Annotated in this window: 9 protein-coding genes; 5 read left to right on the top strand and 4 right to left on the bottom strand. The window is 65.6% G+C overall.

Features of this window, described 5'->3' with window-relative positions; all coding sequences use genetic code 11:
- Positions 1–201: 201 nt before the first annotated feature.
- Together BSZ14_RS17890 and BSZ14_RS17885 are read right to left on the bottom strand one after the other, a co-directional pair.
- Positions 202–1,521, bottom strand: a complete 1,320-nt coding sequence (locus tag BSZ14_RS17890; RefSeq protein ID WP_241823826.1) for an MFS transporter — start codon at positions 1,519–1,521, stop codon at positions 202–204.
- Entirely contained in the window at positions 1,518–2,330 is an 813-nt protein-coding gene (locus tag BSZ14_RS17885) for a substrate-binding domain-containing protein (protein ID WP_076711943.1), read from the bottom strand. Before BSZ14_RS17885 ends, BSZ14_RS17890 begins: the two co-directional genes overlap by 4 nt.
- A 223-nt stretch (positions 2,331–2,553) precedes the next feature.
- Between BSZ14_RS17885 and BSZ14_RS17880 the strand changes: the two genes are divergently transcribed.
- On the top strand, positions 2,554–3,795 hold the full coding sequence (locus tag BSZ14_RS17880) for a cation:dicarboxylate symporter family transporter (protein WP_158069236.1): 1,242 nt from the start codon (positions 2,554–2,556) through the stop codon (positions 3,793–3,795).
- Here BSZ14_RS17880 and BSZ14_RS17875 read toward each other — a convergent pair.
- Positions 3,724–4,650 (bottom strand): LysR family transcriptional regulator, encoded by a 927-nt coding sequence (locus tag BSZ14_RS17875; RefSeq protein WP_076711941.1) that lies wholly within the window; start codon positions 4,648–4,650, stop codon positions 3,724–3,726. The two genes, BSZ14_RS17880 and BSZ14_RS17875, sit on opposite strands and share 72 nt — an antisense overlap.
- Positions 4,651–4,838: 188 nt before the next feature.
- Here BSZ14_RS17875 and BSZ14_RS17870 point away from each other — a divergent pair, with 188 nt between their 5' ends.
- The 4 genes from BSZ14_RS17870 to BSZ14_RS17855 all read left to right on the top strand — a co-directional run bounded on the left by BSZ14_RS17870 (position 4,839) and on the right by BSZ14_RS17855 (position 8,912).
- Entirely contained in the window at positions 4,839–5,663 is an 825-nt protein-coding gene (locus BSZ14_RS17870) for a serine hydrolase (RefSeq protein WP_042491428.1), read from the top strand.
- Between the two features lie 61 nt (positions 5,664–5,724).
- Positions 5,725–5,919, top strand: a complete 195-nt coding sequence (locus BSZ14_RS17865) for a DUF1289 domain-containing protein (RefSeq protein ID WP_042491430.1) — start codon at positions 5,725–5,727, stop codon at positions 5,917–5,919.
- 76 nt (positions 5,920–5,995) lie between these two features.
- The gene (locus BSZ14_RS17860) at positions 5,996–7,894 is read left to right on the top strand and encodes a S9 family peptidase (RefSeq protein ID WP_076711940.1); all 1,899 of its coding nucleotides are present in this window, start codon (positions 5,996–5,998) and stop codon (positions 7,892–7,894) included.
- A 112-nt stretch (positions 7,895–8,006) separates the two neighbouring features.
- A complete protein-coding gene (locus BSZ14_RS17855) occupies positions 8,007–8,912 on the top strand; it encodes a crotonase/enoyl-CoA hydratase family protein (RefSeq protein WP_083748335.1) in 906 nt (301 codons plus the stop codon).
- Here BSZ14_RS17855 and BSZ14_RS17850 read toward each other — a convergent pair whose 3' ends face one another.
- Positions 8,913–10,871, bottom strand: coding sequence for a putative bifunctional diguanylate cyclase/phosphodiesterase (locus tag BSZ14_RS17850; protein WP_076711939.1), 1,959 nt, complete (start codon positions 10,869–10,871; stop codon positions 8,913–8,915).
- Between the last annotated feature and the right edge of the window lie 455 nt (positions 10,872–11,326).

Here is an 11,326-nt window from a genome sequence, read left to right as displayed (position 1 = left end):
CCCACCCACTGAGAGGATGCCTTCATGCATCGTGGAGCCTTGCTCGCGACCGGCAGGGGCGCGCAAAGGCCGATCGCGAGCAAGGCTCCACGATGCATGAAGGCATCCTCTCAGTGGGTGGGCGAGCGGCTGCTTGGCCACTGCCTCGGATAGGAAAAAGGGGGCCGCCGCACTCCTTCAGGCGTGCGGCGGTTCAGGGGATCAGTCGGCGCTGCGCCGCATCCGCGACCCGATCAACAGGGCGAGCAGCGACAGCAGCGCGGCGGCGGCACACCACGCACCGGGGATCGCCTTGTCGCCGGTCGCGCCGATCAGCGCGGTGCTGATCGCGGGGGTAAAGCCGCCGAAGATCGCGGTGGCCAGGCTATAGGCCAGGCTGAAGCCGACGGTGCGGACATGCGCCGGGATCGCCTCGGTCAGGTACACGATGAACGCGCCGTTGTAGGTGGCATAGATGGCGGCGAGCAGCAGCTCGACGGTCAGCAGCCGCCCGAAGCTGGGCGCAGCGACCAGCCAGCTCATCAGTGGATAGGCGAGCAGCGCGCCGAGCAGCGTGGCCGTGATCAGCAGCGGCCGACGCCCGATCCGGTCCGACAAGGCGCCCATGACCGGAAGCAGCACGAAGTTGGTCACGCCGACGCAGGCCGTCACGAACAGCGCGGCGCCCGGGGTCAGCGACAGCACCTTGTTGCCGAAGGTCGGGGTGTAGGCGGTGATCATGTAGAAGAAGACGGTCGTCATCACCGCCATCAGCGCGCCCTGAAGCACGACGCCCCAGTTGCCGCCGATGGTCCGCATGATCTGCGACAGCCGAGGATGCTCCTTGCGCTTCAGGAAGACTTCGGTTTCCTCCATGTGGCGGCGGATAATGAACAGGAACGGGATCATCACGCAGCCGATGATGAAGGGAATGCGCCAGCCCCAGGCCTGCATCGTCTCGGGCGACAGGCTGGTCGACACGATCAGGCCGATCAGCGCGGCGAACACGACCGCCGCCTGCTGGCTGGCCGACTGCCAGGAACAGAAGAAGCCTTTCCGGTTCGGCGGCGCGATCTCGTTCAGATAGACCGACACGCCACCAACCTCGACGCCTGCTGACAGGCCCTGAACCAGACGGCCGAGCAGGATGATGATGGGAGCCGCGACGCCGATCTGCGCATAGGTGGGGGTGATCGCGATGGCGAGCGTGCCCAGCGCCATCAGGCCCAATGTCAAGAGCAGGCCCTGCCGCCGCCCATGCTTGTCGATATAGGCACCCAGCACCAGCGCGCCGACCGGGCGCATCAGGAAGCCCGCGCCGAAGGTCATCAGGGTCAGCATCAGCGAGGCGAACTCGCTGCCGGTCGGAAAGAACGCCTTTGAGATGTAGGTGGCGTAATAGCCGAACACCATGAAGTCGAACATCTCCAGGAAGTTGCCGCTGGCAACGATGAAGATCGACTTGAACGCCGACTTGCGACGCTCGGCGGAGACCGGGGGTGGGGTGTCGGCGGTGGTGAAGGGGATGGTGGAGGTGGTCATGGCTTGGCCTTTTGCGAGGCGGGTTCCAATCCGCTGTCGCGGATGATCGGATAGGCTTTGGGCGAGGACAGATAGGCGATCAGCGCGCGGGCCTCGGCCTGACGCGGCGACCAGGCGACGACGCCTGCCGAGAAGGGCGTCACCTTCTGCAATGATTCCGGGATCAGGCCGACGATGCGGATGCCTTTGACCGTCTTCAACTCGCTGAGCTGCTGGAAACCGATTTCGGCCTGGCCAGTGGCGACGATCTGACCCACCGGGGTGGCGGGGATCATCCGGCCCTTTGGGCGCACCTGATCGGTGACGCCCAGCCGGTCGAGCATCGTCGACTGGATATAGACGCCAGAGGCGCTGTCCGACCACGCGACCGACTTGGCGTTGACCAGCGTCGATCGGAGCGCGTCGGGGGTGGAGATGTCGGGGGCGCGGGCGCCCGCCTTCACCGCCATGGCGATCTTGGACAGGCCGAGGTCGACTTCGGTGCCCTTCGTGACCAGACCCTGATCGGCCAGCTTGTCTAGGCCGCTGCGAGCGAGGATCACGACATCGGCATCCTCATGCCGGGCGAGCCGGTTTGGGATCGCCTGCGGCGTGTCGCCCATCGAGGGGCCGTGCTCGGCAACGATATGGATGCCGGTGTCGCGTTCATACTTGGCGGCCAGCGCGTGGAAGGCGGCGGTGAAGCCCCCCGACGTGACGACGTGCAGCTCGCGAACCCTTGTTGGCTTCGTATCGCGGGCAAGGGCGGGCGCGCTGACGGCGTTCAACCCCAGCAGCAATGCCAGCCCCAGCGCGGCGCGGCGCGGCATCACGGTTCGGAACCTTGGAGATCGGGCTTCCATCATACCTCTCTTTTGGCCGTCCCGCTCGCTCGCGGGTTCTTGTTGTGACAGTTTCTGTCGTGGCAGGGGCTTGAGCCATCGTGCCGGACGCGGCACTAAGCCTCGCACAAGGCCTTTCGATCAAATGCAATGATTGGGGCACTTGATGCGTTTTATGCATATATCGGGAGCGGATGGGGTCTTGCGCGTCTTGCGGCACCTTTATGTCCAGATGCTGATCGGCATTGTCACCGGGACGCTGATCGGCATGCTGGCCCCGGCGTTCGGGCGCGAACTGGGGCCGTTGGGCATTGCTTTCGTCAAGGCGATGCGGATGATGGTGCCGCCGGTCCTGTTCTGCACCATCGTCGAGGGGATCGTCCGCCACGGCGCCGCGCGTGACACGGGCGCCACGGTGCTGCGCAGCCTGATCGTGTTTCTGGGCATCACCGTCGCTGCGCTCGCCATCGGGCTGGGCGTTGCGGTGCTGATGCAGCCGGGGCGCGGCCTGCCGCTGCTGCCCTATGGCACGGCGATGGCCGAGGTGGAGCGGCAGCTGGCCGGGCGGCACATCGCCGGGCCGGGCGATTTCCTCGTGCGGATCGTGCCCGACACGCTGTTCTCGGCCTTTACCGCGGGCGAGGTCCTGCCCGTACTGTTCGTCGCCGGGCTGGTCGGTTTCGGCCTGCTGCGCATTGGCGAGGCGGGCGCGCCGATCATGCGGGGGATCGAGGCGCTGACCCGGCTGCAATTCGCGATCTTCGGCTTCCTGGTCCGCGCCGCGCCCGTGGGGGCGTTCGGGGCGATCGCCTATACGGTCGGCACCTATGGCCTCGGCTTTCTCGGCTCGCTGGGGCTGTTGTTCGCGACGCTGGCGCTGGCATCCGGGCTTTTGATCGCCGTGCTGGTCGTGCTGGTGTGGATGACCACCGGGCTTGGCGGCGGCACTCTGCTGCGCGTGTTCCGCGACGAGATCCTGATCGTACTGGGCACCTCCTCGAGCGAGGTGGTGTTGCCGCGCCTGATCCTGAAGCTGGAGGCTCTGGGCGTTCCGCGCAGCGTGGTGGGGCTGACCGTGCCTCTGGGCTATTCGCTCAACCTGGCGGGGACGGCCGTGTATTTGATCGTCGCGACGTCGTTCCTGAGCGAAGCGCTGGGCATGGCCCTGACGCCGGAGCGGGTCGCGGTCTATCTCGGCGTGATGCTCGTCACGTCCAAGGCGGCGGCGGGCGTGACGGGCAGCGGGTTCTCGGCGCTGTTGCTGACGTTGTCACTGCTGCCCGATATTCCGGTCGGGGCAGCGGCGATGCTGATCGCGGTCGATCGTTTCCTGTCGGAAATCCGTGCGCTGACCAGCGGCGCCGCCAATGTCTCGGCCTCGTTACTCGTCGCGCGCTGGGGCGGGACGCGGTTCGGCGGCCCAGGCCTCGGTGAGCAGCCCCATCAGCCGTGACGCGGCCGGGGACAGGGTGGCGGAGTTGCGGCGCAGCACGCCGATGGTGCGCGTGACCTCCGCGCCGCGCAGCGAGCGCCATACCAGATCGCGCGCATCCGGCCCCTCGCACGCCAGCCGCGGCAGCACCGACGGTCCCAGCCCCGCCTGCACGAGCGCCAGCGCCGAGGTCAGCCGCGTCACTTCGTAGAACCAGCGCAGTTCGATGCCCGCGCGCGCCAGCCCGGCGTCGAGCGCGGTCCGGTTGCCGCTGCCCGGATGCACCGTCACCAACCGCAGGCCCGCCAGATCGCTCCAGGCCGGATCGGCGAGATCGGCCAGCGGATCGTCCTTCCGACAGACCAGGCCGTAAGGATCGTCGGTCAGCGGCTCATAGACCATGTCGCCGTCCGACGAGACGGGCAGGGTGATGGCGAATTCGGCCTGTCCCGTCCGCACCGCCTCGGCACACTCGGTCGCCGACAGATCGAGCACGCGCACCCGGACGTTGCGATAGTCGCGACCCAGCGCATCCAGAACGTCCGGCAGGAAGCGCACCGTGGCGCTGGGGATGCTGGCGATGGTCAGCCGCCCTGCCTGCCGTTCGCCCGAGGCCATCATGCCGAGCAGGGACTCGTCCAGCTCTTCCAGCAGGCGGCGGAGCAGCGGCAATATCTCCTTGCCCGCCGGGGTCATCCGCACCGTCCGCGTCGTCCGCTCCAGAAGGGGCGTGCCGACCGTCGCCTCCAGCTTCTGGACCCGGCGGCTGATCGCGGGTTGTGACAGGTTCAATTGCTCGGCGGCGCGCAGGAAGCTCTTGCCGTCGGCGATCGCGACAAACACCCGTAAGTCCAGCAGTTCGAAATTCATGGCCATAAGCGACGGTAACAGCCGCGACATGCCCTAGACCAGCCGCCGCCTGTCGCGCGGACCACCAACTCGCCGCAAAGCCCGCATATTTCTGCGCGACGCGGCCCCACTTTTTGGTTAGCGTCGCTGTCGCTGATTCCGTCTTTGATCGAGTAAGCTGTATGCGTTTTACCCCGCTTTCCCGTCTCATCCTGATGGGCATTGCGACCTGCTGCGCCATTCCCGCTCCGGCTTCTGCGCGGTCGCTGGAGCTTGTCGAGCTGCAGCGCGACATGAACGCGCTGCTCTCCGGCCGGTCCGGTGAATATGGGATCGCGGCGATCGACCTCGATGACGGTTCGACCGCGATCGTCAATGGCGAAATTCCCTTTCCGATGGCGAGCACGGTGAAGCTGGCCATTGCGGGGGCCTATCTGGCGGAGGTGGATCAGGGACGACGCAGCCTGAACGACATGGTCAACGGCCGCACCGCCGCCAAGGCAATGGAGGCGATGATCGTGCGCAGCGACAATCTGGCCGCCGACCAGATGTTCGCCACGCTCGGCGGCCCTGCCAAGGTCCAGCAATGGGTGTTGTCGCACAACATCAGCGGGATGCGGGTCGACCGCACCATCGCCCAGCTGCTCCGCGAGCGCGGGCATCTGGCGGATATCAAGGATGTCGCCACGCCGGTCGCCATGGTCCAGCTGCTGCGGATCCTTGACAGCGGGACGGCACTCTCCAGCCAGAGCCGCGCCTATCTGCTGGGTCTGATGCGCCAGTGCCGGACGGGCACTCGCCGCATTCGCGGACTGCTCCCGGCCGGGACGCTGGTGGAGGACAAGACGGGCACGCTCGACGGCATCACCAACGATGTCGGGTTCATCACCATGCCCGACGGCCGCCGCGTCGCGATCGCCGTCTTCGCGCGGGGAGGGCGGGATCGCCAGCCCGTCATCGCGGAAGTCTCCCGCATGATCTACGACCGGTTCGCCGACAGTGTCCGCAACGCGGTCGCCGCCTTCATGCGGTTGCGATGATCGGCTCCGTCATGTTTGGCGAGCAGGGACAGTTGGATAGCGGGCTTGTCGGGGTGCGGGCATGAAGAGTCCGTGCATCAGCATATGCCGTTTCGACGGCCGCACCGGTTGGTGCGTGGCCTGCGCCCGGACCCTGCCGGAATGCCGGGAGTGGAAAAAGGCCCCGCGCCCCCGGCTCCTGGCGATCAGCAAGGCGCTTCCTGCACGGCTGGCCAAACTGGACGCGCGCGGCATCCGCGTGGTCGAGGATGCCTGACTATCCTGACATAAATGCTAGATACTTCAGCGCCTTGTGTCATTTACCTGAGATAATTTTCCATCAAGGATCGCCGATGCGTCTTCCCCTCGCTCTTCTTCTCGCTTCGGCCATTGCGTTTCCAGCGCAGGCGGCGGTGCATCGTTATCTCGGCCTCACGATGGCGCCGTCAGGGAACGAGGTCGCCTCGATCGAGCTGGGCGAGAACAACCATTCCGGCATCGTCGTGCGTTCGGCACGCGATGGCCGCGTGGTGCGGCGGATCGATCCTTGCGTGACCTGTAGCTATTCGGGGCTGACCTATGCGCCGCAGGGCGATGGCCTGGCTTTTCTGGCGCGGGACGGCGGCGTCGCCAAGCTGATGCTCGCGCATGGTGACGCGGTACGGCCTGTCGCGACGGTCGAAGGCCTTGCGTCGACCCCGCGCTTCTCGCCCGATGGCAAGCGGGTGGCGATGCTCATCACGCTGGGGGCGACGAAGGATGTCGGTGCGACCCAGGCGGGTGCGCGGCTGGTCGGGGAGATCGGTGTCGCCAATGACGAACAGCGCCTCGCCATCGTGGTGATAGGGGAGGGGGCACCAGCCAAAGCCGTGCCGTTGTCGCCGCGAGGGCGCTATATCTACGAATATGACTGGACGCCCGATGGCTCGTCGCTGGTCGTAACCTCGGCGCTGGGCAATGGCGATGCGAACTGGTGGGTGGCGACGCTCGACCGGGTGGATGCGAAGACCGGCGCGGTGACGTCGATCGCCAATCCTGCCACCCAGCTGAACATGCCGCGCGTGTCGCCGGATGGAAAGACCGTCGCCTATATCGGCGGCCTGATGAGCGATTTCGGCTCGATCGGCGGTGATGTCTGGACCGTGCCACTGTCGGGCGGCACGCCGGTCAACCAGACCAAGGGTCAGCCGATGACCTTCACCGCGCTGACCTGGACGAAGGGCGGGTTGCGCGCGGCGATGCTGCGCAACGAACAGATGGGGGCGGTGGCCCTTGCGCCGGGCCAGGCCCCGCGTCCGCTCTTCGCCCGGCCCGTGGGCCTGTCGGCCGGAGACGGCAGGATCGCCTGGAATGCCAAGGGCGATATGGCGGCCAGCGTCGTCGAGGACTTCACTCATGCACCGGCCGTCTATGCAGGGCCTGCGACGGATCTGCGCCAGATAACCCACGACAATGATGCCCAACAGCCCGCCGTTCAGGCGCGCAGCGTCACCTGGACGAACGAGGGCTTCACGGTGCAGGGCTGGCTGTTGGCGCCGCTGACAGCTAAGCCCGATGCCAGGGCGCCGATGATCGTACAGGTCCATGGCGGCCCCAGCGCCGCCAGCACGCCGCGCTTCATCGAAAAGGGATTGGGCAGCACCTTCGAGGATGCGGGCTATTACCGCTTCCTACCGAACCCGCGCGGTTCCTATGGCCAGGGCGAGGCCTTTACCGCTGCGAACAAGCGCGACTTTGGCGGCGGCGACCTGCGCGACATTCTGGCCGGGATCGATGCGGTCGAGAAGATCGCGCCGATCGACGACGCCCGGCTGGGCCTCACCGGCTGTTCCTATGGCGGGTTCATGGCGATGTGGGCCAACACCCGGACCAACCGCTTCAAGGCGATCGTGGCGGGGGCGGGCCTGTCCGACTGGATCAGCTATTATGGGACCAACGGCATCAACACCTGGATGATCCCGTTCTTCGGCAAGTCGGTCTATGACGACTATCAGGCCTATGAGGATGTCTCGGCGGTCTATCACGTCAAGACCGCACATACCCCGACCTTCATCTATGTTGGCGAACGCGATATCGAGGTGCCGCCCACCCAGTCGGTGGAATGGTGGAGTGCGTTGAAGAGTCAGAACGTGCCGACCAGCCTCGTCATCTATCCCGATGCCGGGCATTGTGTTCCCACCCAGGCCCCCGATGTGATGAAGAGACAACTGGCATGGTTCGTCAAGTATTTGGGTCAGTCACCCGCTAACTAATGTATTATAAGGCCGAAACTGTCACTTGCGGGGCAGTTTCGGCGAGGGGCAAGATTGGCGTCCGGGCTATTCTCGGCAGGCAGCATGGTGCTGCATGTCGAGAGTATCACCGATGACCGCTTATGACCCCAAAATGGCGAATGGCTTCCGTGAAGGCCGCGCCTCGCTCACGTCGGATGCCGTTCGCGCGCTCAGCTTCGAGCAACTCGAAACACAGTATGACGGCACCGCCCATACGCTCTGGACCGCGATGCGCCCGCGTGCCCGGCCAAGTTTCAACCCCGACCTGCTGAGCGATTTCGAGCGCTGGCAGGATGGGATCGTGCAAGCGGTCGACAGCGACGCGCTGCCGATCCGCTATCTGGTGCTTGGCTCGCGCTTTCCCGGCGTGTTCTCGCTCGGCGGCGATCTCGACCTGTTTGCGCAGGCGATCCGCGACCGCAATCATGACGCTCTGGCCCATTACGGCCATCGCTGCGTCCGTATCCTCTATCGCAACATGCGCGGACTGGAGCGGCCGATCATCACCATCGGCCTGGTCGAGGGGGATGCGCTGGGCGGCGGGTTCGAGGCGCTTCTGTCCTTCCATGTCGTCATCGCCGAACGCGGCACCAGTTTCGGCCTGCCCGAGACGATGTTTGGCCTGTTCCCCGGCATGGGGGCGCATTGCTTCCTGTCGCGACGGCTGGGCGCGGCGCGGGCCGAGCGGATGATCCTGAGCGGCCGGACCTATAGTGCCGAGGAGCTTTACGAGATGGGCCTGGTCCATGGCCTCGCCGAGCGGGGCGAGGGACGGCACATGGTCGCCGACTATATCCGCCAGAATGAGCGGCGGCACAGCGCCCACTGCGCCATCTATGAGGCGTCGCGGGCGGTCAATCCGTTGCCGCTGGAGGAACTGGAGGCCGTGGTCGACCTCTGGGCGGATGCCGCGTTGCGGCTGACGGAAGGGGACCTGAAGCGGATGGAACGGCTGGTCGCCGTACAGAGTCGTTTGCGGGACAAGGCTGTAGCCTGATCAACCGGCCCCGGGCAGGCGAGCCGCTTGCCCGGGGCTCCGGTTGCCGAGGGCGGCCTCGGCGAACAAAGCGGCCACCTCTGCGGCGGGCATCGGCTTGGCCAGCAGATAGCCCTGCACCGCATCGCACCGCGTTCGGCGCAGCTGGTCGAGCTGGGCGGGCGTCTCCACCCCCTCGGCCACCGTCCGCATCCCGAGCTTGGCCGCAAGCTCGACAATGGTCTGCACGATCGCGATCGAGGCGGGGTTATGCTCCAGGTCCATGACGAAGGACCGGTCGATCTTCAGCGTCTGGAACGGAAACTGGGTCAGATAGCTGAGCGAGGAATAGCCGGTTCCGAAATCGTCCAGGGTCGTGCACACCTCGATCTGGTTCAGCGCGGTCAGCGCGGCGACCGACCGTTCGACATCATCGAGCAGCACCGTCTCCGTCACCTCCAGCGTCAGCCGTTGCGCGGGTAGCCCGCTGGCCTTCAGGGCACCCTCGACCATGACGGTCAAATCCGCGGTGCGCAGTTGCACGGGCGAAAGGTTGACCGCGACCATCGCGCCCGACGGCCAGCCGGCGGCGGCCTGACAGGCCTGCTGCAACACCCAGGCGCCGATCGGCACGATCAGGCCGTTTTCCTCAGCGATGGGGATGAACTCGGCGGGGGATACGGGGCCGAATTGCGGACTGTTCCACCGCAGCAGCGCCTCGCACGACGCGATGCTGTTCTCCGCCAGTCGGAAGATGGGCTGGAACAGCAGGTGGAACTCGCCCCGTTCCAGCGCGCCATTCATCGCGGCGGCGAGCTGGCGGCGGCGCTCGATCTTTTCGTCCATGACCGGCTCGTAGAACAGCATCTGGCCCCGGCCGCCCTCCTTCGCGCGATAGAGGGCGAGGTCGGCATTCTTCAACAGCGTGTCGGCATCCCGTCCGTCGTCGGGCGCGATGGCGACGCCGATCGAGGTCGTGGTGTGCAATATATGGCCGCTGAACGGCACGGGCTGTTGCACCAGATGGAGAATGGTCGCCCCGATCTGTTCGACGACTTCATCCTGCGAGAGGTGGCACAGGACGGCAAACTCGTCGCCTCCCAGTCGGGCCACGATGCCTTTTCCGCCGAACTGCGCACTCAACCGCTGCGCGATGGCGACGAGCAACGCATTGCCCGCCAGATGGCCGAAGGAGTCGTTCACCTCCTTGAAGCGATCGAGATCGAGCCAGAGCAGTGCCAACGTGTCGCCGGATTGCGCCAGACCTTGCAGGCGCTGCTCGAATTGCTCGTGAAAGGCCGTGCGGTTCGACACGCCGGTCAGGTCGTCGCGCCGGGCCATGCGTGCATGATGTTCGGCCAAAGCGGCCTTCTCTTCCGAGGCGATGGTGGCCCGCAGGATCGCGGCATAGGTCTGCTGGGTAATGTCCATCATCGCGATGACGAAGAACAGGATCACCGCCGCCATCAGCGCCTTTAATGGGCTGAGCGGGATGAGCAGGCCGATCGCCAGTGGCAGAGAGGCGCAGCAGAGCTGGGACAGGGCGATAAAAGGCCGCCCGGCATTGCGCCCTGCAATCCCCGCCGCATAGCCGATGGCAGTCGTGACGGAGAGGAGATGCAATACGCCATTGTTGGTGCGCGTCAGCGTCAGCAGCCCGAACAGGCCCAGCAAGGTCGCATAGCTCAGCGCACCGAGGCGGTAGCCGCGTTCCTGCTCGGGCACCGAGGCCGCGCGGCTCCACAATGCGTCACCGATGCGGATCAGGCCTACCAGGCCCAGCGCGACGGCGCAGAGGATCAGCCATTCGTCGCGGCTGCAATAGGCGACGACGCCTGCGATGGCGCTACTGGTCAGTGCGCCGATGACCAGCGAGCGAGGCGATGCATAGAGGGACTCGACCAGCACGGCCCGAACCCGCGCGGAGATCTGGCTGTCGGCCTGCCGCAATCGCTTAACCCGGGTGATTAGGCGTTTCATATCAATCTCCTGCGCGATGACTAGCCCATCCGCCCAGGGTGTCGATAGAACTATGCTAGGTTCGTGATACGAGTGTGTATTGCTGAAAGCCGTAGCGTCAGCGTGAAGGGCAGGACGTGCAGGCTGGGTAAGGAGGCTGGGGCGGCTATGTTTCATCTGCGCGCAAGAAAAACGACATTGATGTGAAAAATGTTGTTGACCGCCAAAGTGGGTCCGCCTAGAGGGGTTTCACCGCAGCGGTGGTCGCAACGACTGACCGGTGCAGCTACGACAGATCGGCGCACTTGAGGCCCTGGAAACGGGGTGAAGGAGTGTTGCCGGTATTTGCTGTCGGCTCTTTGACATTGTAGGTTAGATGAAGGGACATGCGGGCGGCGGCTTGGCGGTTGTCCTGGGCATTCAAGGTGCTCGGGGATCGTTAACAAGCTTTAAGCCGGTTCGTATGTCTCGTTACA

This window comes from Sphingomonas sp. Sph1(2015) (assembly GCF_001970915.1).
GTDB classification, from domain to species: Bacteria; Pseudomonadota; Alphaproteobacteria; order Sphingomonadales; family Sphingomonadaceae; genus Sphingomonas; species Sphingomonas parapaucimobilis.
The sequence above is the reverse complement of the archived record's forward strand: the minus strand, read 5'-3'. Positions and strand labels throughout refer to the sequence as shown.

Bases quoted from the DNA above. Each gene is read 5' to 3' on its own strand.
- BSZ14_RS17890 (WP_241823826.1), bottom strand. From the start codon at position 1,521: ATGACCACCTCCACCATCCCCTTCACCACCGCCGACACCCCACCCCCG.
- BSZ14_RS17885 (WP_076711943.1), bottom strand. From the start codon at position 2,330: ATGCCGCGCCGCGCCGCGCTGGGGCTGGCATTGCTGCTGGGGTTGAAC.
- BSZ14_RS17875 (WP_076711941.1), bottom strand. From the start codon at position 4,650: ATGGCCATGAATTTCGAACTGCTGGACTTACGGGTGTTTGTCGCGATC.
- BSZ14_RS17870 (WP_042491428.1), top strand. From the start codon at position 4,839: ATGGGCATTGCGACCTGCTGCGCCATTCCCGCTCCGGCTTCTGCGCGG.
- BSZ14_RS17865 (WP_042491430.1), top strand. From the start codon at position 5,725: ATGAAGAGTCCGTGCATCAGCATATGCCGTTTCGACGGCCGCACCGGT.
- BSZ14_RS17860 (WP_076711940.1), top strand. From the start codon at position 5,996: ATGCGTCTTCCCCTCGCTCTTCTTCTCGCTTCGGCCATTGCGTTTCCA.
- BSZ14_RS17855 (WP_083748335.1), top strand. From the start codon at position 8,007: ATGACCGCTTATGACCCCAAAATGGCGAATGGCTTCCGTGAAGGCCGC.
- BSZ14_RS17850 (WP_076711939.1), bottom strand. From the start codon at position 10,871: ATGAAACGCCTAATCACCCGGGTTAAGCGATTGCGGCAGGCCGACAGC.